The sequence below is a fragment of the Thermosyntropha tengcongensis genome, from assembly GCF_055381335.1.
In genome coordinates, this window is the sequence record NZ_AP042437.1 from 2035184 (window position 1) to 2061306 (window position 26123).

A 26123-nucleotide genomic window follows, 5' to 3' on the forward strand; every position below is an offset into this window, starting at 1 on the left:
CAATCCTTTACCAGCGATAATGAGCAAAAGCCTTGTTGGCTTCAGCCATTTTATGGGTATCTTCTTTTTTCTTAACTGCTCCGCCTGTATTATTGGCAGCATCCATTATTTCAGCCGCTAAGCGCTGAGCCATAGTTTTTTCACCACGTTTGCGGGCAAAGGTTACCAACCATCTGATAGCCAAAGTCTGTCTGCGCTCCGGTCTTACTTCTACCGGAACCTGATAGTTGGCACCACCAACACGTCTGGCCCTTACTTCTACCACTGGAGTAACATTCTTCATAGCTTCTTCGAAAACTTCCATAGGATTTCTTCCTGTTTTCTGGGCTATAATGTCAAATGCCCCATAGCATATCTTTTCAGCCAGACTTTTTTTGCCATCCCACATAACCTGGTTGACCAGTTTGGTAAACACCTTGCTGCCATAAATCGGATCAGGCAGAACATCCCTTTTGGGGACAGGCCCTTTTCTAGGCATGCCGAGCCTCCTTCCTATTTCTTCTGTTTAGGTCTCTTGGTACCATATTTGGATCTTCCCTGGGCACGATTCTGTACCCCGGCTGCATCTAAGGTTCCTCTTATAATATGATATCTCACCCCTGGTAAGTCCTTTACCCTGCCGCCTCTAATCAAAACAACCGAGTGCTCCTGCAGGTTGTGTCCAATTCCAGGAATATAAGCAGTAACTTCAATCCCATTGGTCAATCTCACCCTGGCAACCTTACGCAAAGCAGAGTTCGGCTTCTTAGGGGTTGTAGTATAAACACGGGTACATACCCCTCTCTTCTGCGGACAGCTTTTGAGGGCTGGTGCAGTTGATTTTCTTTTTACCTTAGAACGTCCTTTTCTTACCAATTGGTTTATTGTCGGCATCTTTGCACCTCCTTCCCCGCCTTATTCATTGATTATAGCTACTGCGGCTGAACCTACATCAATCCCACAGGTATGGCCCAGTATTTCCATACTTTCCACCATCTCAATCTCTATATTCTTTTCCAGGCATGCCGCCTTTATAGGTTCAGTAATATGCGGTTCAGCATCACAGGCAATATAAACCTTCCTGGCGTTCCCTTTGGCAATAGCTTTTTTTACCTGTTTGGTTCCTATCACCTTGGGAGCATTTTTAAGTTCTGCCAATGGCAATTTACGACCCTCCTTGCTTGATTAAATCCAAGCAACCGCAGAGTTTACTTGCCACGCACTTAGATATTTTAGCACTTGGCTCCTTCTAAAGTCAAATATTTTATTTCGTTTCATAAATATCTATCCCTGCTGCTCATTTGCCTGATTACCGGCATTTTCATCAACAGAAGGCCTGTTTTCACAGATATTTACTTTTTTGTAAATAGGATACCCGGTTCCGGCTGGTATAAGCTTACCTATTATAACATTTTCCTTAAGCCCTATAAGGGTATCCACCTTCCCTTTGATAGCTGCTTCCGTCAATACTTTGGTAGTTTCCTGGAAAGAAGCAGCTGACAGGAACGATTCAGTATTGAGTGAAGCCTTGGTAATACCTAAGAGCATTGGCTTACATACTGCAGGGAGCTTATTTTTCTTGATAGCCTCAAGGTTTTCCTCTTCAAAGGTAGCAATATCTACAAAGGAGCCCGGGAGCAGATTGGTATCCCCTGCTTCCTCTATGCGTACTTTCTTGAGCATCTGGCGTATCATTATTTCAATATGCTTGTCATTTATGTCAACACCCTGAGAACGGTAAACCTTTTGCACTTCCTGCAGCAGATACTGCTGTACAGCCTGCAATCCCTTGGTATTTAAAATATCATGCGGATTTAAAGGCCCTTCCGTCAAAGCATCGCCTATTTCAACATAGTCGCCTTCTCCCACCTTGAGACGGGAACCATAATGTACAGGATAACTGGCTAAAACTTCACCATTGTCGCCTATTATTTCAACTTCCCGCTTACCTTTGTTCTCAACAAAATGCACCCTTCCACTAACCTCAGTTACCAGGGCTTGCCCTTTCGGCTTGCGTACCTCAAACAACTCCTCAACACGCGGCAAACCGCGAGTTATATCTTCACCTGCAATACCACCGGTATGGAAGGTACGCATGGTAAGCTGAGTTCCCGGCTCACCTATAGACTGGGCAGCCAAAGTTCCTACTGCTTCCCCTATTTCTACATCATAGCCGGTAGCCAGGTTGCGGCCATAACATTTCTGGCATACCCCATGTTTAGTCTTGCAGGTGAGCACCGATCTTATCTTTACCCTTTCTATTCCTGCCCTTTCTATAGCGTAGCCTGCTTCATCATCTATTACGGTATTTTCCTCTACAAGAACCTCACCAGTTTCCGGATGTACGATGGTATCTACTGATACCCTGCCTATTATGCGCTGATGCAGGGGTTCTATAAGCTGAGAGCCTTCGGTTATTTTTTCTACCCATATCCCTTCCAGGGTACCGCAGTCAGCTTCTCTTACAATAACATCCTGCGACACATCTACCAGACGCCTGGTAAGATATCCAGAGTCAGCAGTTCTTAAAGCGGTATCTGCCAGCCCTTTGCGAGCCCCGTGGGTAGATATAAAGTATTCCAGAACGGTAAGTCCCTCACGGAAGTTTGCTTTTATGGGCAAATCTATAATCTTACCCGAAGGGTCAGCCATAAGTCCGCGCATACCAGCCAGCTGCCTTATCTGCTGCATATTACCGCGCGCACCTGATATGGCCATCATATATACCGGGTTATCTTCTGGAAGTGAATTCTTTAAGGCTTCAGTAACAGCATCAGTAGCCTTGGTCCAAACTTCTACTATCTGGTTATGTCTTTCTTCTTCGGTTATAAGCCCCTGCATATATTCATCCTGGATAGCATCTACTTCTCTATCAGCTTCAGCAATAATTTCTGCTTTGGCTTCCGGGGTTTTAAAGTCAATCAAACCTACGCTGATTCCTGCCCGGGTACTAAATTTATATCCCAGCTCTTTTATGCCATCCAGCATCTTTGCTGTCTTGGCGTTTCCTTCCAGCCGGTAGCAGTCATAAACAATGTTGCCCAGCTTTTTCTTATCAATAGTTTCATTATAATAACCCAGGCTGTCAGGAATAATCTCATTAAATATGACCCTTCCCACTGAAGTTTCCACAATTTGTTCTCTATATACCGGATTGGGATCTTTAAGAAATTCCTTACCCGTCTTTTCGGGAAGTTTTATACGCACCTTTATCTTTTCATGCAGGCTGATAATCCCGGCCTCATAAGCCATCTGAGCCTCTTCCGGAGAACTGAAGGCCTTTACATTTTCTTTCTCCCACTCTTCTTTACTCATATAAGTGAGATAGTATATACCTATAACCATATCCTGGGTAGGAGTAACTACCGGTTTCCCATCTTTAGGATTCAGGATATTATTGGTAGCCAGCATCAAAAGCCTTGCTTCGGTCTGGGCTTCAGCTGACAGCGGCACATGCACTGCCATCTGGTCTCCATCAAAGTCCGCATTATAAGCAGTACATACCAATGGATGCAGCTGTATCGCTCTTCCTTCTACCAGAATAGGTTCAAATGCCTGAATCCCCAGCCGGTGCAGAGTAGGAGCCCGGTTCAAAAGCACAGGATGTTCTTTAATAACATCTTCCAGTATATCCCATACTTCATCCCGGCCTCTCTCTACCATCTTTTTGGCACTTTTTATATTGGTAGCCAGCCCTTTATCTACCAGTTTCTTCATGACAAAAGGCTTGAAAAGTTCCAGGGCCATTTCCTTGGGAAGCCCACACTGGTGCATCTTAAGCCGGGGGCCTACCACGATAACCGAACGTCCGGAATAGTCAACGCGTTTACCCAGAAGGTTTTGACGGAAACGTCCCTGTTTACCTTTCAGCATGTCACTTAAAGATTTTAACGGTCTGTTTCCGGGACCAGTTACCGGCCTTCCCCTTCTTCCATTATCGATAAGCGCATCTACTGCTTCCTGCAGCATACGCTTTTCATTACGGACAATTATATCAGGAGCTCCTAAGTCGATTAGCCTCTTTAGCCGGTTATTGCGGTTTATAACCCGGCGGTACAGATCATTTAAATCAGAAGTGGCAAAACGTCCACCATCCAGCTGTACCATAGGCCTTAGTTCCGGAGGTATTACCGGAAGCACATCCAAAATCATCCATTCCGGCTTGTTGCCTGATAAACGAAACGCTTCCACCACTTCCAGCCTTTTTATGGCCCTTGCTTTTCTTTGTCCGGTACTGGTTGCAATTTCCTCTTTGAGTTCCCGGGATAACTTTTCCAGGTCAACCTCCTGCAGGAGGGTTTTAACTGCTTCCGCACCCATGCCTGCCCGGAAGGCATTTCCATACTTTTCCCGGTATTCGCGGTATTCTTTTTCATTCAGCAATTGATGCTTTAAAAGCGGCGTATCTCCCGGCTCAATAACTATATAATTTACGAAGTAGATTACTTTTTCCAAAACTTTGGGCGATATGTCCAGAAGAAGCCCTATACGGCTGGGAATACCTTTTAAATACCATATGTGGCATACAGGGGCAGCAAGCTCAATGTGCCCCATTCTTTCACGCCGCACTTTAGAAGTAGTTACTTCTACTCCACATCTATCACAAACTATGCCCTTGTGGCGCACCCGCTTATATTTTCCACAATGACATTCCCAGTCTTTAACTGGCCCGAAGATTTTTTCGCAAAACAACCCTTCTTTTTCAGGTCTCAAGGTGCGGTAATTTATGGTTTCAGGTTTTTTTACTTCCCCGCTGCTCCAGGAGCGGATCTGTTCCGGAGATGCCAAAGATATTTTTATACGTTCAAAATTATTAACATCCAACAAATTAGTCTCTCCCTTCCAGAAGATTATGGCCCTTCTTCCCTGAGAGTCTATTTATATTTTAAAATCCGTCATCATCATCAAAATCCAGGTCCTCATCCACATCTTCCAAATCCCGAACAATATCTAATTCGTCAATATCTTCAAATTCTTCTCCCTCATCTTCTTCCAGGTCTTCCTCTGCCCGGTTGCCTCCCACAGTAGGCAGTGATAAAGGCAAATCAATACCCAGTTCTTGAGCCCGATCTCTTTCTAGCGCTTCATAATCGGCTCCTTTTATTTCAACTTCCTTATCATCACCCGATAAAACTCTGACATCCAGAGCCAAACTCTGCAGCTCTTTTATCAGCACTTTGAAACCTTCCGGAACTCCTGGTTCAGGTATGTTTTCCCCTTTTACTATAGCTTCATAGGTCTTAAGCCTTCCCACTACATCGTCAGATTTTACCGTCAGTATTTCCTGCAGGGTATAGGCAGCCCCATAAGCCTCTAATGCCCATACTTCCATTTCTCCAAAACGCTGGCCACCGAACTGGGCTTTACCTCCCAGCGGCTGCTGGGTAACCAGAGAATAAGGCCCAATCGACCTGGCATGTATCTTATCATCAACCAGGTGAGCCAGCTTCAGCATGTAGAGAACCCCTACCGTTACCGGATTATCAAAAGGCTCCCCTGTTCGTCCGTCATAAAGTATGGTTTTTCCGGTTTCCGGAAGCCCTGCCTCCTTGAGTTTGGCAAAAATATCCTCTTCTGTGGCCCCATCAAATACCGGTGTCGCGATATGAAGCCCTAAAGCTTTAGCTGCCCATCCCATATGGCATTCCAGAATCTGCCCTATGTTCATACGGGAAGGAACTCCCAGCGGGTTAAGCACAATATCTACCGGAGTGCCATCAGCCAGGAACGGCATGTCCTCTTCCGGCATTATGCGGGAGATAACCCCTTTATTCCCATGGCGCCCTGCCATTTTGTCCCCTTCAGATATTTTGCGCTTCTGAGCCACGTAAACCCTTACCAGCTGATTTACTCCTGGGGGAAGCTCATCTCCATTTTCGCGTGAAAATTTCTTAACTGCCACCACTTTGCCCGATTCACCATGGGGCACCCTCAAAGAAGAATCCCTTACTTCCCTTGCCTTTTCACCAAATATAGCTCTCAAAAGGCGTTCTTCCGGCGTAAGTTCAGTTTCCCCTTTAGGAGTTACCTTGCCCACCAGAATATCATCAGGCCTTACTTCGGCTCCCACCCTTATAATACCGTTTTCATCCAGGTTTTTAAGCATATCCTCCGATACATTGGGAATGTCCCGGGTTATCTCTTCCGGCCCCAGTTTAGTATCACGAGCCTCACATTCATATTCTTCAATATGGATAGAAGTAAATACATCTTCTCTTACCAACCGTTCAGAAAGTAAAATAGCATCCTCATAGTTATATCCTTCCCAGGGCATAAAAGCAACCAGCACATTTTTACCCAGAGCCAATTCGCCATGATCCGTACTGGGGCCATCAGCTATAATGGTATCCGCTTCTACCCTTTCGCCTACCTCCACAATAGGCCGCTGGTTATAGCAGGTTCCCTGGTTAGAGCGCATAAACTTGAGCAGTTCATATACATCAGTATCGCCATCATCAGTCTGTATAACTATACGGTTGGCGCTTACGCTCTTTACTATCCCGCTTCTTTTACATACAACTACCGCTCCAGAATCTTTAGCCGCTTTATATTCAAGCCCTGTACCTACAATCGGCCTTTCCGTTTTTATAAGAGGCACCGCCTGCCTCTGCATGTTGGCTCCCATCAAGGCACGGTTAGCATCGTCATTTTCCAAAAATGGTATAAGGGAAGTAGCTACACTGAATACCTGCTTGGGAGAAACGTCCATATAATCTATCTGAGACGGGCTTACCTCAACAATTTCTTCTCCCCGTCTGGCTTCTATACGGTCCCCTATAAAGTACCCATTTTCATCTACTGGGCTGTTAGCCTGGGCAATAGTGTAATTTTCTTCTTCATCAGCAGAAAGATATACAATTTCATTCAAAACCCTTTTGTTCTCCTTGTCCACCTTGCGGTAAGGAGTCTCAATAAAACCAAACTCATTTACCCGGCTGTAGGTGGCAAGAGACCCGATAAGACCTATATTAGGTCCTTCCGGTGTTTCTATAGGGCAAATACGCCCATAGTGGGAATGATGAACGTCGCGCACCTGAAATCCTGCCCTTTCGCGGGTAAGACCACCCGGCCCCAGTGCACTTAAACGTCTCTTATGAGTCAGCTCGGCTAAAGGATTAGTTTGAGCCATAAACTGCGACAGCTGAGAACTGCCGAAAAACTCTTTAACGGCAGCACTTATAGGCCTTATATTAATGAGCACCTGGGGAGTCAAATTTTCTATGTCATGCAGGCTCATGCGCTCACGTACTACTCGTTCCATGCGTACCAATCCGGTGCGGAACTGATTTTGCAGAAGTTCACCAATCGAGCGCAGGCGCCTGTTCCCCAAATGGTCTATAATATCAGTCTTTCCCTGTCCATTTATAAGCCCAATAAGATAGCGAATAGTTTCGATAATATCCTCTTTGGTAAGATGTCTAACATCAGCAGGAATATCAAGGCCGAGTTTTTTATTTATCTTATATCTTCCTACATGTGCCAGATCATAACGGCGGGGATCAAAAAACAGGTTGTTAAGCAAAGTTTCCGCAGCATCCTCAGTCGCCATTTCACCTGGCCTTAACCTGCGATAAAACTCGATTAAAGCTTCTTTCTTGTTGGTGGTGTTATCTTTATCCAGAGTCTTTTTAATAGATTCATCATTATTGTATAAAGCTAATATATCTTCATTAGTTTCATATCCTAAAGCCCTTAAAAAGGCAGTTACTACCAGTTTTCTATTTTTATCAATCCTGGCATATATAGCGCCAGAACTGTCCATCTCCAGTTCAAACCAGGCACCACGATTAGGGATAATAGTGGCACCATACAGAATATTGCCTGCCACATCTACCCGATCACTAAAATATACTCCGGGTGATTTTACCAGCTGACTTACTACCACTCGCTCAGCACCATTTATTATAAAGGTGCCTCTTTCCGTCATCAGTGGCAGATCGCCCATATACACTTCTGATTCCTTAATCTCACCGGTGCTTTTTTCCGTTAATCTGACCTTAAGTTTTAAAGGAGCCTGATAGCTTACATCTCTCTCTTTACATTCATTAACCGAATATTTGGGTTCCCCCAAAGTATAATCCAAAAAGTCAAGCTCGAAATTGCCAGCAAAGTCAGTAATCGGAAATACTTCTTCCAAAGCTTCTCGCAAGCCTTTTTCCAAAAACCACTTGTAAGATTTAAGCTGAACTTCAATAAGGTTTGGTAATTCAATTACTTCAGCAATGCGGGAATAGCTCAGCCTCTCTACCCTGCCAAACTTTTGCATATGGGCCAATGCAAAATCACCCCTTTTAATTATTCCAAAACGAGTGAAAAGCAAGGTTATCCCAAACCTCGCTTTTAACCCCCACAATTTCCAAAACTTTTTTACTTAATACAATGGCAATTATTGATTTTATCACAAGCACCATGTCAAGTCAAGAAATTAATTTTTATTACTGTTGAACACTAAAAAATTCGTTTTTGCCGGCTATTTTCGGTTATTTTCTTTTGTTTCAGGCATTTTAGCCGTATCCAGGCTGTATTCTTCTTCTATTATTCTGTTTACTCTAAGGAGAGCACCTATAAAATAGCCAAAAGCCAGCAAAATGCCTATGCCCAAAATAAACAAAGCCAGTCTGAAACCGTCTATTACCGCAGCATTCACATAAATATCCGGCTTTTCTTCAGCAGAAATAGTCCAAATCAGAGTATTACCCTCTTTTCTGGCAGCTGAAGATTCACTTATAATCCCCGGTATTTGCAAAGAAAAAACCACCTGGTCAGCACGACTTATAAGTTCATCTACCAGTTTATTTTTCCCATAATTGCTCCTTATTATATAATTATCCCATAAAATACGATTTTTAACCTGTACCTCCAGCGGAAAAGCCTGGCCCATTTCAGTATACTCTTCTATACTGTTTATTAATTTTGAGCTACTACTATCTGCAAGCGCCTTATCCCTTAAAGCCTTAGGGGTAAAAGTTATTTTTTCCTCTACTCTTCTGTCATCTCTTATCACCAATTGAAAATAGCAGTATTTGTTTTCTTCAGCAACAGTTGATCCCTCTAAAAAAAATAAGACCATCAATATAAAAAAAATACTTAAAACTTTTTTGCTTATCAATTTCTCGCCTCCATCTAATTTCTATCTTTCGCATTATAACAAAAAATTACCAAAAGAAAAATACTGTATATTTATATTTCCTGCAGATATTTTCTGGCCATAACCATTCTAAAAAACAATAATAAATGAGAAGTAAGTGCTAATGCGACTAATCCCCCAAAAGGCTTATCTAAAACCCCCGCCAACATTACCAAAAAAAGCCTTCCATCCCGATTGCCCAACAACATATTAGCTAAAACCCCTTCTTTCCTGGGCAGATACTGTCCGTTATATATATTTTTTACCTTTTCCTTAAACAACATGGATAAAGGAGCGCCTAATAAAGCTAGTGCCAAACATACCCCCAATATCTCAATTTCCGCTTGGTTGTTTAAAAAGACCCCAGTTCCCATACCTATTATTATAAATCCATCCCCATAACGATCTAAAAATGCGTCTAATATTTCCCCCCATCTAGAACGCAAAAATTTAAGCCTGGCCAGTTCCCCATCTACCCCATCAAGTATGGATGCTATCTGCGCCAAAATACCAGCATATGCATTACATCCTATGCCAAAAAATAGCGCTGACAGCAAACAAATTAAAAAACTGACAAATGATATATGATTAGGCTTAACTCCGGTATTAGCTAAAAGCCTAGTTATATTCACCGATATTTTTCGGTTCAAATAACGTGCTATAACACCATCCTTGTCAGAAGGCAATCCTTTAAGCAAAAATTTTTCTGCCCTTTTAGCATCTTCCCTATTATCTACATCAACCCAAAAACACTCCCCTATATCTACAGGCCACACCTTTCCGTTATCAGCTAATACCTGTACTGCCTCACTCCAAGAATAAACCCCTTTTTCCTTGTTCCGCTCTAGAATCTCAAAAATAAAGGGAGTAACATGAAAAACCCCACAATCAACTGCTTGAAAATCATTTATTTTCTTGCCTATAGCTGTAACTCTTCCATCTACAACCTTTAATTTGGTTGCTTCTTCTATATCAACAATCTTATCCAGTTTAAAGTCCGCCCCTACATACAACCCATTTTCTAACGGCTTAAAGCTAGAGACTATTTCTAACAAACGCGGCTCCAGTATATGATCAGCCATCACCAAAATAAAAGAACTTTCATTTCGCAAATAATCTCTTGCCGCCAAAACCGAAACCCCATTGCCTAAATGCCATTCTCCATTAAAAATATAATCTACACTTATCCCCCATATTTCTCCATTTCCTATTCTCCTCTTTATTTCTTCCCCTTTATAACCTATTACCACAAAAACCTCTTTAATCCCTGCTTCCCTCAAACTAAGCAAAATTCTAGCCAACAAGCTAAGCCCTAAGATGTTATAAAGGGGCTTAGCCCCTTTATAACCAGATTCTCTTAATCTTTTGCCTTCGCCCGCAGCAATAACCAAAGCCTTCATTGAACTATTACATACCTCCTTCAGCTACCATCGCCTTTTTAAGCCAGGAAAAATCTACATTATAGTTTTCTCCCTTAATAAAGCTTTCCACCATTTTTCTAGCCTCCGCATCAGTAAACTGTAATGGAGGCGATTTCATAGTATAAGCGGAAATTTCATAAAGAGGTCCTTTCAAGCCCCTGTCAAGCGCCAATTTCATACAGCGGATAGCGTCAATTATTACTCCTGCACTATTCGGAGAATCTTCCACTGAAAGCCTTAATTCCAATTCTATTGGAACCTTACCAAATCCTAACCCCTCCATGCGTATCATACAAACTTTATTATCTTTCAGCCAAGGCACATAATCACTAGGCCCTATGTGTATATCATTGTCTATCATAGGTGTTTTCATCTCAGACTGAACAGCTTGTGTTTTCGATTTCTTCTTCGATCTCAGCCGACTTCTATTGAGCATATTGAGAAAATCCGTATTACCGCCGAAATTCAGCTGGTAGGTATGTGTAATCTTTACCCCTCTATCTTCAAAAAGCTTAGTAAGGACTCGATGAGTAATAGTTGCCCCCACCTGGGACTTAACATCATCACCTATAATAGGCAGCCCTTTCTCTTCAAACTTCTTTGCCCAAATCGGATCGGAAGCTATAAAGACAGGTATCGCATTTATAAAGCCTATCCCTGCCTTAAGACAAGCATCCGCATAAAATTTAGTCGCTTCCTCAGAGCCTACTGGCAAATAATTTATCAACATTTCAGCTCCACTATCTTTCAAAACTTTAACCACATCTACTGGCTCTTTATCTGCCACCACAAAACTCTGTTCTTCAGGATAATCTTTCATATGCTCAGAAAAACCATCTAACACAGGCCCCATTTGAACAGTCACTGGATAATCCGGTAAATTCTCATAAAAAACCTTAGTACAATTAGGCTTAGCAAACAGCGCTTCCTTTAAAGGCTTTCCTACTTTTCTGGCATCGATATCAAAAGCCGCTACTATTTTTATGTCTTCTGGCTTATAACCTGCCAAATCATAATGCATAAGACCTATAGGTTCCTTTTTTAGCTCTTCATCATGCGAATAAAGCTCAATACCCTGTAAAAGCGCGCTCGCGCAATTGCCAACACCTGCAATAGCTACCCTGATTTCCTTTTTCTTTTTCATCATAACCACCCCTCCTGTTTTTTATTTTTATATTTTTTAATTATTTGCCCAAGTGAAACTAATTCTAAACCTAAATAACGCACCATAGGCCTAATCTTCAAAAAATCAGCAGCTACTTCTTCTTTATGATGCGCGTCTGAACCTAAAATACAATATTTGCCGCCAACTTCCTTGTAACATGCTAAAATTTCTTGTCCGGGAAAAGGCTCTCCTAAGTGACGTCTGTAACCAGAACTATTTATTTCTAGAAAAACTCCCCTTCGGACTATAAGCTGCAAAACATTTCCCAGGCCCTGCCTTAAAAGAAAATCCGGATCATAAGGGTAAAAACCCCAGTATTTTTTCCATCCCCTTTTTATCCAGTCGATATGAGCAGCTGCAGAAAGCATTCCAGAAGGAACAGCATTTAATGCCCTTTGTAAAATCTCGATATATTTTTTTACCCCTTTCTCAGGGCTATATTCCCTATAAAACTTTTCCTCCATCAGTGAGAATCCATCCACATAGTGGACAGAAACTAGACAATAATCAAAATCATACATATTCAAAAAATTTATTATCTCCAGTTCTTTTTCATAATAATAATCAATCTCAACTCCCCACCATATACTTAAATGAGGCTTAAAATCACACCTAACCAATTCTATTTCCTTTTTATATGATTCATAATCTTTAAAAAGTATATAATTAGGATCCTGGGGGAAAAAAGAAATGTGATCAGCAATACCTATCTCCTTTAGTCCTTTTTTGACAGAACAGGTACTTATATCATATAAAGAGGCATCCGCATCTGAAGAAAAAGAGGAATGAATATGATAATCACCAAAAAAGGCAGCTTCCCAGCTGCCTTCCTTCGCCAAGTAAAACCTACCTCCTTTCCCCCTTCGCAGCTGGAAAGAAGATAAGATTTTACACCCCTGCCACAGGATATATATTTATCTCACTAAAAAAAATTATATATAACATGAACTAAAAATCAATACCCAAAAAAAGAAGCAGCTTAAAACTGCTTCTTTTTTAGGCAGGCTATTTAATTTCTACAGAACCGCCAGCTTCTTCGATCTTAGCCTTGATTTCGTCAGCTTCCTGTTTGGATACTTTTTCTTTAATCGGTTTCGGAGCACTGTCAACTAAATCTTTAGCTTCCTTAAGCCCTAAACCGGTTAATTCACGAACAACTTTGATAACATTAACTTTCTTGTCTCCAGCAGAAGTTAAGATTACATCAAATTCAGTCTTTTCTTCTGCAGCTTCCGCAGGAGCAGCAGCACCAGCTACCGGCATAGCTGCAACAGCCATCGGAGCAGCAGCGCTAACACCAAATTCTTCTTCTAAACCCTTTACCACTTCGGAAAGTTCCAGAACGGTTAATCCTTTAATAATATCAATAACTTCCTGTACTTTACTCATTATTTAAAAACCTCCCTTTAATACTTTTAAATTTTATTTTTTGGCAAATTAGCGATATAAACAAACATTTCAACACTAGCTGGCAGCTTTCTGTTCTCTTATCTGATCCAAAACCCTTACCAAACCAGCAATATTGGCATTGAGCACATTGACAAATCCCTGGATAGGTGCCTGCATGGTGCCAAGTACCTGAGCCACCAGCACTTCTCTCGGGGGCAGATCGGCTAAAGCCTTTACTTTATCAGCTGTTACCAGCTTCCCTTCCAGCAGTCCACCTTTTACTTCCAGCTTTTTGGTCTCTTTGATGAAATCAAACAGCACTTTAGCTGGAGCTACCGGATCATCCTTACTGAAAAGAACTGCATTAGGTCCTTCGATCTGCTCAGCAACATCTTCATGGCCGAGATTGCGCAGAGCAAACCTCATCATCGTATTCTTTAAGACTTTATATTGAACCCCCGGCATTCTAAGTTTAACGCGCAAGTTGGTCATTTCTTCTACAGTAAGGCCTCTGAAATCGGTGAACACTACCAGGGCAGATTCCTTGATATTTTCTTCGATTTCCTTAACTATTTTTTGTTTTTCTTCAATCTTGGGCACTCGATTCACCCCCTTCTTTAAAACCTTTATATATCAAAAATGCCTCTGCAGATAGTGCAGAGGCATTTAAGCTATCTTTTCAAAACAAAAGACAGCTACCTATTTCATAACCTCAGCAGGCGAACTTTCAGCAAGTTCATTAAGGCCTTTGGCCACCGACTATCTACAGTTATTATTTTTCAATTTTATTAACTTTATTAAGTTTACTTGTTTGCTGCCGTAAATGCAAGAGGGCTAATTTTTATTCCCGGTCCCATAGTTGAGCAAACAGTTACCGAGCGTATATATTGTCCTTTAGCAGCAGCTGGTTTAGCTTTTATCAAGGCTTCAGCAAAAGCATTGAGGTTTTCTACCAATTTTTCCAGCTCAAAAGAAACCTTTCCAATCGGCACATGCACAATAGCAGTTTTATCAACACGATACTCAATTCTACCTGCTTTAAGCTCATTTATGGTGCGAGCTATATCCATGGTAACCGTACCTGATTTGGGGTTAGGCATTAACCCTCTGGGTCCCAGTATCTTACCAAGCTTACCTACCATCCCCATCATATCAGGGGTAGCTACCGCCACATCAAAGTCAAACCATCCACCCTGAATCTTTTCTACCAGTTCTTCAGCACCAACATAATCAGCGCCTGCCGCTTCTGCCTCTTTAGCCTTTTCTCCCTTAGCAAAAACTAATACCCGGCGGGTTTTACCGGTTCCATGAGGCAGCGCAACAGTTCCCCTTACCTGTTGATCAGCATGTCTGGGATCAACTCCCAGTTTTACATGTACTTCAACAGTTTCATCAAACTTGGCATGAGCAAGTTCTTTTACCAGTTTCAAAGCTTCCACAGTATCATAAAGCTTGCTGCGATCAACTTTTGCTGCAGCTTCTTTATAAGCCTTTCCTCTTTTCATCTTAATTCCTCCTTGTGGTTAAATCGGATTTTTTCCTCCCACACCATCATAAATTAGTCAACTACTTCAATACCCATACTGCGAGCAGTTCCTTCTATCATCCTTACCGCAGCATCCAGATCTTTAGCATTCAAATCTTCTTTTTTGGTTTCAGCGATCTCAACCAGTTTAGCTCTGGTTACTTTGCCAACCTTATTCTTGTTGGGCACGCCAGATCCTTTTTCTACATTGGCTGCCTTCTTGAGCAGGTCCGATGCTGGCGGAGACTTAGTAACAAAAGTAAAAGAGCGGTCTTCATATATGGTAATGTCTACCGGAATGATAAACCCTGCCTGTTGAGCAGTTCTGGCATTGTACTCCTTGCAAAACCCCATGATGTTAACTCCATATTGACCCAAAGCTGGTCCAACAGGAGGTGCAGGTGTTGCCTTACCAGCAGGAAGCTGCAGTGATACTTTACCTATAACTTTCTTAGCCATGGTTCCACCTCCTCATCTATATTTTCTCTATTTGTTCATAATCCAGCTCCACAGGGGTTTCCCTGCCGAACATGGAAATTACCACCTTTACCTTGCCCCTATCAGGCAAAAGTTCTGTTACAGTCCCTTCAAAATTAGCAAAAGGCCCTGTCTTTACTTTTACATTTTCCCCTACCTTTATGTCTATAATCTGCGCCCTGGTTTCCAGTATGCCCATCTGCTTGAGTATCTTTTTAACTTCTTCTGGCTGCAAGGGAACCGGTTTATTGCCTGTGCCAACAAAGCCTGTAACACCCGGCGTATGCCTTACTACATACCATGAATCTTCATCCATAATCATATTTACCAGGACATAGCCCGGGAAAACCCTTTTGCTCGTTACCTTTTTCTTGCCGCCTTTATATTCCACTTCCTGTTCTTCCGGAACTAAAACCCCAAAAATCTTGTCCTGCATATGCATGGTTTCAACTCTTTTAGCCAGGTCTATCTTTATCTTGTTTTCATAACCCGAATAAGTATGAACTACATACCAGTCTCCCTTAAAAGCATCCAAATCTATCACTTCATCCCTGGATGACCTGGTTTTTTTCTGGTCCAATTCCCTGTCAGCAGTAATAAGAGGCACCTCCTCATATCAGGCCATGGCTTTGAAAAGCTTTTCCAGCACAAAAGACAGTCCGGAATCAAAAAGCCATATAATCAAACCGACCACCAAAACAGTAAAAAGCACTACTCCAGTATATCCGATAAGCTGGGCGCGATTGGGCCAGTGCACCTTTTTCAGCTCACTATAAACACTTATCAGATATTCCCTGGTGTTATTTATCTTTTTGGTAACATTGCTTTCTTCTTTAACAGGAGTATTATTCTTCGCCAAAGCTATTCACATCCCCAATAATATTACTTGATTTCCCGATGTAAAGTATGGGCATTACAGAATTTGCAGTATTTTTTTACTTCCAGCCTTTCAGCATGTTTTTTCTTATTTTTAGTAGTTGTATAATTACGCTGTTTGCACTCAGTGCATGCCAAGGTTATTCCTACTCTCATTCTTGCCACCTCCGTATCGTGCACAAAAATCCTACAATACTCTAGCACAAGCTTTGCTATATGTCAAGAGAATGCCAATACCAAAATACAGCAGGGGAAGAGCACCCTGCTGTATAAAAGCTTTTCTCCTTTTTTCTTTAATTATTCAATTATAGAAGTAACAACACCGGCGCCAACAGTTCTTCCGCCTTCTCTTATCGCAAATCTCAATCCTTCTTCAATAGCTATCGGGGTGATAAGCTCGATAGTCATCTGTACGTTGTCCCCAGGCATTACCATCTCTACACCTTCAGGAAGGCTGATTACTCCTGTTACGTCAGTTGTACGGAAATAAAACTGCGGCCTGTATCCGCTGAAGAACGGAGTGTGTCTTCCCCCTTCTTCCTTGGTCAAAACGTATACCTCTGCATTAAATTTGGTATGCGGCTTTATGCTGCCCGGCTTGGCCAGCACCATTCCTCTTTCTACTTCTTTCCTGTCTACTCCTCTTAACAGGGTCCCTATGTTGTCTCCTGCCTGTGCTTCATCAAGCAGCTTCCGGAACATTTCTACTCCGGTGCATACGGTCTTCTTGGTCTCTTCTCTCAACCCTACTATCTCTACTTCGTCCCCTACTTTTACCTTTCCTCTCTCTACTCTCCCGGTGGTTACGGTTCCTCTTCCGGTTATGGTAAATACGTCTTCTATCGGCATCAAGAACGGCTTGTCTACATCTCTCTCCGGCATCGGCACATATTCATCTACTGCATCCATTAACTGCCAGATCCTGCCGCACCATTCGCAGTCCCTGCTTCCACATCCGCATTCTAATGCCTTAAGCCCAGATCCCCTGATTACAGGTACATCGTCTCCCGGAAACTCATATTCATTAAGCAGTTCTCTTACTTCCATCTCTACCAGTTCTAATAATTCTTCATCATCTACCATGTCTATCTTGTTCAAAAATACTACTATATACGGTACTCCTACCTGACGGGACAAAAGTATGTGCTCTCTGGTCTGCGGCATCGGACCATCTGCTGCGCTTACTACCAGTATGGCCCCATCCATCTGGGCTGCTCCGGTTATCATGTTCTTTACATAGTCAGCATGTCCCGGACAGTCCACATGGGCATAATGCCTCTTCTCGGTCTCATATTCCACATGCGCTGTGTTGATGGTTATTCCTCTTTCCCTTTCTTCCGGTGCCTTGTCGATTTCATCATAAGAGGTAGCTTGAGCTCCACCTACTTTGGACAATACATAAGTAATCGCTGCTGTCAAAGTAGTCTTGCCATGGTCTACGTGCCCTATGGTCCCAATGTTAAGATGCGGCTTGGTCCTCTCAAATTTTGCCTTTGCCATCTTCTTCTCACCTTTCCCCTTTCACATTACTTTTACAGGCTATTTTTTACCGCCATTTTATATTTTAACCAATTTGTTTATAAAATAAAAGAAGTGAGAAAAAATCCCACTCCTTGTTAACATAGTATGGTAGCGGCGAAGGGATTCGAACCCCTGACACTACGGGTATGAACCGTATGCTCTAGCCAGCTGAGCTACGCCGCCATATTATATAATGGAGCCCATAACCGGACTTGAACCGGTGACCTCATCCTTACCAAGGATGCGCTCTGCCGACTGAGCTATATGGGCTTGATATTCATGGTTGCGGGAGCAGGATTTGAACCTGCAACCTTCGGGTTATGAGCCCGACGAGCTACCAACTGCTCCATCCCGCGTCGTAAATGGTGGAGGGAGAAGGATTCGAACCTTCGAAGGCTGAGCCAACAGATTTACAGTCTGCCCCCTTTGGCCGCTTGGGTATCCCTCCATGTAAACTATTGGGCTTTCAAATGGAGCCGAGCACAGGACTCGAACCCGCAACCTGCTGATTACAAGTCAGCTGCTCTACCATTGAGCTAGCTCGGCTCAGCAAGTAATATTGTATACCCTATGTACTATAATGTCAAGCGCTATTTCAGAGGAAAATTTTGTTTTATTCATTGCGCCTTTCTTCCAGATATTTTTCCAGCTTGCGCTTTACTCTCTGCAGGGCGTTGTCGATAGATTTAACATGCCTCTGCAGCTCCTCGGCAATTTCTTGATAAGACTTGCCTTCCAGATAAGCCATTAAAACCTTCCATTCCAGGGAGCTCAAAATTTCCCCCATTTTTTTCTCAATAAATATAAACTCTTCCTGGCTTATAACAATCTCTTCTGGATTGGTTACCGCTGCAGTGGAGATTATATCCATGAGGGTACGGTCTGATTCTTCATCATAAATAGGCTTATTTAAAGAAATATAAGAATTAAGCGGGATATGCTTCTGCCGGGTGGCCGTTTTTATAGCGGTAATTATCTGCCTGGTAATGCACAGCTCCGCAAACGCCCTGAAAGAAGTAAGCTTGTCCTGCTTATAATCCCTTATCGCCTTAAAAAGGCCTATCATTCCTTCCTGTATTATATCCTCTTTGTCTGCCCCCACCAGGAAATACGACTTGGCTTTGGCCCTTACAAAATTCTTGTATTTATCTACCAGAAAATCTACTGCCGCCTGGTCTCCCTTTTGCGCCAATTCTACTATATCTTCGTCTTCCAGCTCCAAATAGGCAAGATAAGCTTCCCGTTCAGCGATAGAACTGGACATTCAATCGCCCCCAATAGCTATGTATTTAATAAGTGACTTTCCCCCTTTTAGCATATTGTAATTATATCTATTACTCCTGTCCCTCGTCAAGAAAACAGATGTTAGGCTTTAAAGGCCTTTTTCGACAAAATATGTGGCAAAAATTTCCGCAGATTTCCTTCCCCCACCTGTATTCAAATACCGAAAATACCCTGTAAACCATCCAGGCTTATTCTGTATACAATTCATCCCTCTTTACGTCGCATTTTTTCTAATTTGGCCAGTGTTTTTTCATCCAGCTGGGAGTATAGCAGCCATTTTTCGTCATCATTTTTAACAAGCCCTTTTCCTTCCCAGCGAACCCTTTTTACTTCTTCCCTGAGTTCAAGAGCGGAAAGACGGCAGGCACCTTTGGCAAAAACCAGGTTCCCTTCCGCCTGGTCAGAGGTAGCCACAAAAACTCTTATCCCTTCATTCCATGCTTTCTTAAACACCATCTTTTCTATAAGCTGATCTGCAGTTTCACCATAATCAGAAAATACCACTTCCAGATTGGGAGGAAGCTTCTCCAAATTTCCCTTATCTGCTGTCATTGCTGCATCAAAAACGATGATTATTTTTTCAGCTGTAAAGCCAGCATAATCAGCCATTATGGAAACAAGCTTATCCCGCGCCTCCTCAAGGGAAACGCGGGCTATTTTTCTCAGCTCCGGCCATCCGTATATTATATTGTAGCCGTCAATTATAAGCACCCGGTTCATTTTCATTCTCCACCATTTTCCGCTGCCTGACCGCTTCATAAATAACGAGGGCAGCCGCTACTGACGCATTAAGCGAATTTATATCCCCCTGCATAGGTATTCTGACCAGTATATCGCAGTTTTCCTTTACCAGCCTGCGCATCCCTTCTCCTTCACTTCCTACCACCAGAGCAACCGGAGAAGGATACTTAAAGTCAAAGTAATCCTGTTTGGCTCCCGCATCAGTTCCTATTATCCAAAAACCATGCTCTTTTAAATATTTTATAACCTGTACCAGATTGGTAGCTTTGACTATACGCATATACTCAACCGCTCCAGCAGAAGCTCTGACTACTGCATCCGTAACTTCTACGGCGTGATGTTTGGGTATTACTACCCCATGCACCCCTGCACACAAAGCAGTCCTCACTATAGCCCCCATATTCTGGGGATCCTCAATCCCATCCAGCAGAAGCAGAAAAGGTTCTTCCCCTTTAAAAAGGGCGTATTCCAGCACTTCTTCCAGGCTGCTGTAAGCATAAGGCTCCGCTTCCGCAACTACTCCCTGGTGGTTTTTTAAAGGGTATATTTTATCTATTTCCTGCCTGTTTAATTTTTGTATAGTAATATTATTTTTTTCGGCCAGCCTTATCAGTTCTTCAATTTTTTCGCCTTTTTTCCCTTCCTGGATAAAAATTCTATAGATAAGGCGCCTTTTAGCCTTAAGCATTTCGGTAACCGCGTTTATACCGGCAATCTTTTCTCTCATCATTTCCTCCCTCAAGCCTCAAGCGGCCTGAACAAATAATCTGTCAACACTACCTCGGCATAGTATTCCTGCGGAAAATCAGCATCATAATCTATATCATCAAACAGCACCGGAAATTTTTCCCGGAAAAGGCGCAAAAGCGGAATAGCTACCTGCCTCATCTGCGGATGGGCTGCCTTATCACAGCGCAGCTTGAAAAAATGCCGCCATTCCCGCAGGTTGTAGGTTACCGCTATTTCTGTTTTCAAGCAGGTAGGCAAGACGCTTCTTGCTTCCTGAGGCGAACATCCCCTGTCGAGCAGGGCAAAATAGCTTTTCTCTGCCTGCAAACAGGCTCTTTCCCATTCCTCATAGGCTTCTCCGGTTAAAAAATAAGGTTCAATAACTGCTATCTCATGGCCAAATTTTTCTTTGGCATAATTACAATAGCGGGTAGACTCCTGGCTGTAACTTCCTATACGATGCCTTACTATCTCATGGCTTATTCCTCTATCTACTATAAACATAACGCTTATCTTTTCATGTTCAATAACCGATTCATGTCCCCGAGCCAGTATACCTTTAAGAAAAGCAGCATTAACCTCTTCTTTTATGCTGTCTTCCGATTTATAGCATATACGGGCACACCGCTCCACAAAAAGCATTTTTCCCCGATTTAGCTCCTCTTCAGGCACTAAAACCTGCGGCTTTATCTTGAGCATAATTATCCTCCCTCATAAACAATAAAAAGCTATTCCTCTTCAAGAGCTTTTTTTACCAGATAAATAAGCCTTTCCTCATCCCCTTTAAGGTAAAGATAGCCTAAAAGGGCTTCAAATCCTGTGCTCATTTTATAATCTCCGGGGTCCGCATTTTTGGGCGGAGTAGTCTTCGCATTTCTCCCCCTGATAACAATATCTTTTTCTTCTTCGGTAAGTTCGTCAAAAATCTTCCTTATCACTTTAGCCTGGCTCTCTGCTTTTACCTTTTCCACCGTAGCATGATGGATATCCTTAACCTTGCGGTTGCCTTCTGCTACTACATGGGTTCTCACCATAAGTTCAAAAACCGCATCACCTATATAAGCCAGAACTACCGCTGAATATTCACGCAAAAGGTTTTCATCTATATTCTCATAAATGTTCAAAACGCCATCTGGCCCCTTCCCTGGTATCTTCTATGACTATATTTTTCTCTTTTAGTTTATCTCTTATATAGTCTGCCTTGGCATAATCTTTATTCTTCTTGAGCTCTGCCCTCATCAGAAGAAGCTTTTCCATTATTTCTTCCAGCAAAGGTGCAGCTTCTGCCTTTATCCTGCTCTTTTCCGGAGTATCCTCAATAGCCAGTCCCAGTCCATTAAGGGAATCCCTTATCCCATCTGCCAGAGCAAACTTTTTCTCTTCTCTGAGCATCTTTCTTACATCCAGCATTATCTGAGCCACATCAAGCCACAGGCTCTCATCTTCATTTTTGTATTCCATAAAAATGCCCAGTATATCCCCCAGACTTTCAAAAATACCTAGAGCTTCCCTCACCTTTGCTCGATGCAGGGCATCATTTTTATCTGCATCTGCCATATAAGCATTTATCAATCGGGACATATCGAAAAGATAGGCCAATGCCTGGGCAGTATTAAAATCATCATCCATAGCTTCGATAAATTTTGCCTCTTCTGCCTTTATGCTTTTTATAAAATCATCTTCAGCTAAAACCGTTCCTTCTTTCCCTTCCCCTATAAACTCCCTGGCCAAAAGCCGGGTATTTTTAAGGCGTCCCAGAGCTTTGGCCGCCTCTTTAAGTTTTCCGTCATCAAAATCTAAAGGGCTGCGGTAGTGGACGCTTAAAAGGTAAAAGCGCACCACATCGGGCGGGAATTTGGACAATATATCGCGCAGGATAAAAAAGTTCCCCAGGGATTTTGACATCTTTTCGTTATTTACGGTAATAAACCCATTATGCATCCAGTAGCGGACAAAAGGTTTCCCCGTCAAAGCTTCCGCCTGGGCCAGCTCATTTTCATGATGGGGGAATATAAGGTCATTTCCTCCTCCGTGAATATCAACCGTCTCTCCCAGATATTTGACAGCCATAACCGAACATTCAATATGCCATCCAGGCCGCCCTTTTCCCCAGGGACTTTCCCAATAAGGTTCACCTATCTTAGCTTTTTTCCACAGAGCAAAATCAGCCGGGTTTTCTTTTCTCTCATCTACCTCTACCCTGGCTCCTGCCATCATTTCTTCCAGCGTTCTCCCAGAAAGTTTCCCATACTCCGGAAAAGCTTCTACCCGGTAATACACATCCCCGTCTACAGCATAGGCGTATCCCTTCTCAACAAGCCCTTTTATAGCTTCTATAATGTCACCTATATGTTCGCTTACCCGGGGATGCACATCAGCCCTTCTTACCCCCAGGGCATCAGCGTCTTTAAAGTATTCATCAATATATCTGGATGCCAGTTTTAAAGGGTCTTCCCCTTCTTCCAAAGCCCGGTTAATTATTTTGTCATCTACATCCGTGAAATTCTGGACATATTTCACCTTATATCCCCGGTATTCCAGATAACGCCTTACGGTATCAAAAAAAACTAAAGGGCGGGCATTACCCAGATGGATAAAATTATAGGTAGTAGGCCCGCACACATACATGCCTATATTAGGCGGATCTAGCGGAATCAACTCTTCCTTTTTGCGGCTTTGCGTGTTGTATACCAGCATTTGCTAAGGCCTCCTCTTCATACCTGGCTAATCTTCTCTCTAATTCAGCTATTTTTTCCTGCATAGCAATCAAAGTCTCTTCCAGGGGATCGGGCAGCATGTGATGTTCCAGGTCTACCTCTATGCGGCTGTTTTCTACCCTGGCTCCGTCCCTTATAACTATCCTTCCCGGCACCCCTACTACCGTACAGTTCGGGGGAACACTTTTTAAAACTACCGAGCCAGCTCCTATTTTAACATTATCCCCTACGGTAAAAGAGCCTAATACCTTGGCCCCCGCACTTATAACCACATTATTGCCGATAGTCGGGTGTCTTTTTCCTTTTTCTTTTCCAGTTCCCCCTAGGGTAACCCCCTGATATATAGTCACATCATCGCCTATCTCAGCAGTCTCGCCTATAACTACACCACTTCCATGATCTATGAAAAACCTTTTGCCAATCTTGGCTCCTGGGTGTATTTCAATACCGGTAAAAAAGCGGCTTATATGGGATATTAAACGGGCAATAAAATAAAACTTCTTTTGATAGAAAAAATGAGCTATACGATGGCTTATAATTGCATGAAAGCCTGGATAGCAGAATATTACCTCCCATACGCTCTTAACCGCCGGGTCTCTGTCAAAAACTACCTGTATTTCTTCCCTTAAAGTTTTAAATATTTTAAACATATTTTGCCCTCCTTGTAAATTTTTAATTTTAGCTGAAGCCATCTCCCCAGCATCTACACCCCATAACCTATCACCCCTTTTATCCTTAAATAAAAAAGCCTTTCATCTCTCAAGAGACGAAAGGCCTTCTACGGCTTTCCGCGGTTCCACTCTTGTTAGATGTCATAAAAATGACATCTCCCTCTGAGGAAAATATAACGGTTTAAACCGGACCTGCCTACTATCACTTCGGCACGCCTGCTCCCGGGCGCACTTCGGACAGCTTCATACTTAGAAAGGCTCTCAGCCGCTGACCTTTCTTCTCTGTAAGCGATCGCTGCCTACTCTTCCCATTCTCAGCATTTCGAAATATTAGTTTAAGTAAATTGTACACAAGTTTAATCTCCCATGTCAATCTAAACATAATCAGGTTTCTTGCCCAAAGCTGGCACAAAAATTGCATTAAAAAATTACAAACATCAAGGTACGCGGGAGGTATTTGCATGTTGTTAGCAAACAGGGAAAAAAAATTGCACCACAAATTCATCCTACTTTTTGGAGGCATTATTCTCATATCATGCCTGCTCCTTGGCTATATAAGCATAACCCGTTCGGAAAAAGCCCTGGAAGCAGAGGCCGGACAGGCCATGCTCAAATTGGCTGAACAAGCAGCTGATACTATAGATGCCCGTATAAATGCCAATGTATATGTACTGCAAAGTTTAGCTACCTGGGACTTGATTATGGGTATAAAAGACAACCGTGAAACTACCCTGGAAGAAAAAATCAATGCCCTGAAAGGAGAATTGAAATGGGCATCAGAGCTGGGTTTTATTCAGTTCGGCATTATTGATAAAAACGGAAGTGCCTGCTTTACAAATGGCAAACGCTTGGATGTAGGAAGCCCAGATTATTTGAAAAAGGCTTTGCAAGGAAATCCAGTTATTCTTTCTTCCAGTATATTAAGTGAAATTGATCCTGCATCTTCATCTGCTATAGTTTATCCCATATACCATTACGCTGATGGTGAAATAACCGGCGTACTGGTAGGCATTATCAGCCAGCAAGAGCTCAACGAAATGGTAAAAAACATATCTTATGGAAAGAGCGGCTATGCTTTCATAGTAAATGAAAACGGCAAAATTATCGCTCACAAATACTTTTCCGGATCAGTAGGAAATATTCCCGAACTGGAAAAGGAAAATAAAATCCCCGCCAGTTTATCCCGGATACTTCTGGACATGTCTAAAGGCCAGTCAAATATAAACAGCTATATGGTACGAAATGAAAAGAAAATAATCGCCTATGCCCCCATAAAAAACACTAAATGGTCCATTGCTGTTACCGCCCCCCAGGCAGAAGTAATCGAAAAAGCTTCGGTTTTAAAACACAACATTTTAATCATATCCCTGCTCATAATCCTGGCTGCCATATTAGCTACCTTTAGTGTAGCAAATATGGTTACCAAACCTATAAACAATCTGGCCGAACATGCTAACCATATGGCGCAAGGCGACTTTACGCAAAAGGTAAACTCCAAGTTCATGCACTGCCATGATGAAACAGGAAAACTGGCTCATGCTTTCAACAACATGACAGGTAAAATACGAATCCTTCTGAAAGAAGTGGCTTTATCAATAAATAAAACTGATACTGCGAGCCAAAAACTTCTTCTAAATGTAGAAAATATCAACGCCAAAGGTCAAACCATAAATGCTTCCGTAGAACAGATTGCCAAAGGCATGGAAGATATCAGTATTTCTCTAAACCAAATTACCTCATTCAGCAAACAAATAACTATTGCTACTGAAGATTTGAAGAATAAGATATGTCAAAGTGAGACTAAGGCTGCCGAAATCAAAAAGCGCGCGGAAGAAACCATAAAATATGCTCATGCATCCAGGAATTCCACCAAATCTATTTATCAGGAAAAACAGCAGGAAATAATAAAAGCTATTGAAGAAACTCAAGTAGTAGAACAAATAAGCGAAATGGCAACCGCTATTTTCCAAATCGCCAGGCAGACTAATCTTTTGGCGCTTAATGCTGCCATAGAAGCAGCACGTGCCGGCGAACAAGGGCATGGTTTTGTGGTGGTAGCTTCCGAAGTAAAAAAATTAGCCGAAAATTCAGCACAAACGGCAGAAGTTATACAAAAACTAATTGTCCAGGTAAAACAGTCAGTACATAACATTACCCTCTATATCCAGGAAATTCTAAGTTTTATTGATAAACAAGTAATACCCGATTACGATATAATGTTTGAGGCAGGAGAACAATATGCCAGGGACGCTCTATTCATACAAAATTTGACTCAGGAATTTGCTGCTGCCCTGGCAAGTATAGCAGATTCAATCCTCCAAGTTAACACGGCTCTCAATGATGTATCTACTGCTATGGAAGAGTCGTCAGCTTCTTCCCAGGAGATAAAAAACAATGTAAATGTAATTGCCTCCCAGCTAGAAGAAATTTACCAAAATGCAGTACATATGGCTCAAAACGCTCAGAGCCTCAATGAGCTTATAAATAAATTTAAACTATAA

Annotated in this window: 25 protein-coding genes, 5 tRNA genes and 2 other annotated features; of the genes, 1 reads left to right on the forward strand and 29 read right to left on the reverse strand. The window is 42.3% G+C overall.

Annotation, left to right across the window (positions count from 1 at the left end; translation table 11 throughout):
• Positions 1-7: 7 nt before the first annotated feature.
• From rpsG to cysE, 29 genes are all read right to left on the reverse strand, one after another.
• Complete coding sequence (gene rpsG / locus ACZ42E_RS09905; RefSeq protein ID WP_464892162.1) at positions 8-478, reverse strand: 30S ribosomal protein S7; 471 nt, start codon at positions 476-478, stop codon at positions 8-10.
• Between the two features lie 14 nt (positions 479-492).
• Complete coding sequence (rpsL, locus tag ACZ42E_RS09910) at positions 493-873, reverse strand: 30S ribosomal protein S12 (RefSeq protein WP_073093123.1); 381 nt, start codon at positions 871-873, stop codon at positions 493-495.
• Between the two features lie 21 nt (positions 874-894).
• Positions 895-1143 (reverse strand): L7Ae/L30e/S12e/Gadd45 family ribosomal protein, encoded by a 249-nt coding sequence (locus ACZ42E_RS09915; protein WP_073093125.1) that lies wholly within the window; start codon positions 1141-1143, stop codon positions 895-897.
• A gap of 120 nt (positions 1144-1263) precedes the next feature.
• Complete coding sequence (rpoC, locus tag ACZ42E_RS09920; protein ID WP_464892163.1) at positions 1264-4806, reverse strand: DNA-directed RNA polymerase subunit beta'; 3543 nt, start codon at positions 4804-4806, stop codon at positions 1264-1266.
• A gap of 58 nt (positions 4807-4864) precedes the next feature.
• Positions 4865-8245 (reverse strand): DNA-directed RNA polymerase subunit beta, encoded by a 3381-nt coding sequence (gene rpoB, locus ACZ42E_RS09925; protein WP_464893528.1) that lies wholly within the window; start codon positions 8243-8245, stop codon positions 4865-4867.
• Between the two features lie 204 nt (positions 8246-8449).
• Positions 8450-9088 carry a hypothetical protein gene (locus ACZ42E_RS09930; RefSeq protein WP_464892164.1) on the reverse strand — a complete coding sequence of 213 codons (639 nt, stop codon included), beginning with the start codon at positions 9086-9088 and terminating at the stop codon, positions 8450-8452.
• A gap of 71 nt (positions 9089-9159) precedes the next feature.
• On the reverse strand, positions 9160-10506 hold the full coding sequence (locus ACZ42E_RS09935) for a sugar phosphate nucleotidyltransferase (protein ID WP_464892165.1): 1347 nt from the start codon (positions 10504-10506) through the stop codon (positions 9160-9162).
• Positions 10507-10513: 7 nt separating this feature from the next.
• On the reverse strand, positions 10514-11674 hold the full coding sequence (locus ACZ42E_RS09940; RefSeq protein ID WP_464892166.1) for an inositol-3-phosphate synthase: 1161 nt from the start codon (positions 11672-11674) through the stop codon (positions 10514-10516).
• Entirely contained in the window at positions 11671-12531 is an 861-nt protein-coding gene (locus tag ACZ42E_RS09945; protein ID WP_464892167.1) for a histidinol-phosphatase HisJ family protein, read from the reverse strand. The genes ACZ42E_RS09940 and ACZ42E_RS09945 overlap by 4 nt, the downstream gene beginning before the upstream one ends.
• Before the next feature lie 166 nt (positions 12532-12697).
• Positions 12698-13081: a 50S ribosomal protein L7/L12 gene (gene rplL / locus ACZ42E_RS09950; RefSeq protein ID WP_464892168.1), complete on the reverse strand. Its 384-nt coding sequence runs from the start codon at positions 13079-13081 to the stop codon at positions 12698-12700.
• A 75-nt stretch (positions 13082-13156) separates the two neighbouring features.
• Positions 13157-13681 carry a 50S ribosomal protein L10 gene (gene rplJ / locus ACZ42E_RS09955; RefSeq protein ID WP_464892169.1) on the reverse strand — a complete coding sequence of 175 codons (525 nt, stop codon included), beginning with the start codon at positions 13679-13681 and terminating at the stop codon, positions 13157-13159.
• Between the two features lie 25 nt (positions 13682-13706).
• Positions 13707-13868 (reverse strand) — a sequence feature (ribosomal protein L10 leader region).
• A 16-nt stretch (positions 13869-13884) separates the two neighbouring features.
• The gene (gene rplA, locus ACZ42E_RS09960; protein ID WP_464892170.1) at positions 13885-14586 is read right to left on the reverse strand and encodes a 50S ribosomal protein L1; all 702 of its coding nucleotides are present in this window, start codon (positions 14584-14586) and stop codon (positions 13885-13887) included.
• Positions 14587-14639: 53 nt separating this feature from the next.
• Positions 14640-15065: a 50S ribosomal protein L11 gene (gene rplK, locus ACZ42E_RS09965; RefSeq protein ID WP_464892171.1), complete on the reverse strand. Its 426-nt coding sequence runs from the start codon at positions 15063-15065 to the stop codon at positions 14640-14642.
• 16 nt (positions 15066-15081) lie between these two features.
• Positions 15082-15618 carry a transcription termination/antitermination protein NusG gene (nusG, locus tag ACZ42E_RS09970; protein WP_464893529.1) on the reverse strand — a complete coding sequence of 179 codons (537 nt, stop codon included), beginning with the start codon at positions 15616-15618 and terminating at the stop codon, positions 15082-15084.
• Between the two features lie 81 nt (positions 15619-15699).
• Positions 15700-15942: a preprotein translocase subunit SecE gene (secE, locus tag ACZ42E_RS09975; RefSeq protein ID WP_464892172.1), complete on the reverse strand. Its 243-nt coding sequence runs from the start codon at positions 15940-15942 to the stop codon at positions 15700-15702.
• A 23-nt stretch (positions 15943-15965) separates the two neighbouring features.
• Complete coding sequence (rpmG, locus tag ACZ42E_RS09980) at positions 15966-16115, reverse strand: 50S ribosomal protein L33 (protein ID WP_464892173.1); 150 nt, start codon at positions 16113-16115, stop codon at positions 15966-15968.
• A gap of 141 nt (positions 16116-16256) precedes the next feature.
• Entirely contained in the window at positions 16257-17459 is a 1203-nt protein-coding gene (gene tuf, locus ACZ42E_RS09985) for an elongation factor Tu (protein ID WP_464892174.1), read from the reverse strand.
• Positions 17460-17586: 127 nt separating this feature from the next.
• Positions 17587-17663, reverse strand: a tRNA-Met gene (locus ACZ42E_RS09990).
• 11 nt (positions 17664-17674) lie between these two features.
• A tRNA-Thr gene (locus ACZ42E_RS09995) sits at positions 17675-17750 on the reverse strand.
• Positions 17751-17760: 10 nt separating this feature from the next.
• Positions 17761-17836, reverse strand: a tRNA-Met gene (locus ACZ42E_RS10000).
• A 7-nt stretch (positions 17837-17843) separates the two neighbouring features.
• Positions 17844-17928 (reverse strand) — tRNA-Tyr (locus ACZ42E_RS10005).
• A 23-nt stretch (positions 17929-17951) separates the two neighbouring features.
• A tRNA-Thr gene (locus ACZ42E_RS10010) sits at positions 17952-18026 on the reverse strand.
• 67 nt (positions 18027-18093) lie between these two features.
• A complete protein-coding gene (sigH, locus tag ACZ42E_RS10015; RefSeq protein ID WP_464892175.1) occupies positions 18094-18744 on the reverse strand; it encodes an RNA polymerase sporulation sigma factor SigH in 651 nt (216 codons plus the stop codon).
• A 224-nt stretch (positions 18745-18968) separates the two neighbouring features.
• On the reverse strand, positions 18969-19490 hold the full coding sequence (locus ACZ42E_RS10020; protein ID WP_464892176.1) for an NYN domain-containing protein: 522 nt from the start codon (positions 19488-19490) through the stop codon (positions 18969-18971).
• Entirely contained in the window at positions 19462-20235 is a 774-nt protein-coding gene (rlmB, locus tag ACZ42E_RS10025) for a 23S rRNA (guanosine(2251)-2'-O)-methyltransferase RlmB (RefSeq protein ID WP_464892177.1), read from the reverse strand. Before rlmB ends, ACZ42E_RS10020 begins: the two co-directional genes overlap by 29 nt.
• Before the next feature lie 8 nt (positions 20236-20243).
• Positions 20244-20933, reverse strand: coding sequence for an FAD-dependent thymidylate synthase (gene thyX / locus ACZ42E_RS10030; protein ID WP_464892178.1), 690 nt, complete (start codon positions 20931-20933; stop codon positions 20244-20246).
• 29 nt (positions 20934-20962) lie between these two features.
• The gene (locus tag ACZ42E_RS10035; RefSeq protein ID WP_464892179.1) at positions 20963-21358 is read right to left on the reverse strand and encodes a Mini-ribonuclease 3; all 396 of its coding nucleotides are present in this window, start codon (positions 21356-21358) and stop codon (positions 20963-20965) included.
• Complete coding sequence (gene cysS, locus ACZ42E_RS10040) at positions 21345-22931, reverse strand: cysteine--tRNA ligase (protein ID WP_464892180.1); 1587 nt, start codon at positions 22929-22931, stop codon at positions 21345-21347. The genes ACZ42E_RS10035 and cysS overlap by 14 nt, the downstream gene beginning before the upstream one ends.
• Entirely contained in the window at positions 22870-23592 is a 723-nt protein-coding gene (gene cysE, locus ACZ42E_RS10045; protein WP_464893530.1) for a serine O-acetyltransferase, read from the reverse strand. Before cysE ends, cysS begins: the two co-directional genes overlap by 62 nt.
• 118 nt (positions 23593-23710) lie before the next feature.
• Positions 23711-23947: a binding site (T-box leader), on the reverse strand.
• Between the two features lie 136 nt (positions 23948-24083).
• Between cysE and ACZ42E_RS10050 the strand changes: the two genes are divergently transcribed.
• The gene (locus tag ACZ42E_RS10050; RefSeq protein ID WP_464892181.1) at positions 24084-26123 is read left to right on the forward strand and encodes a methyl-accepting chemotaxis protein; all 2040 of its coding nucleotides are present in this window, start codon (positions 24084-24086) and stop codon (positions 26121-26123) included.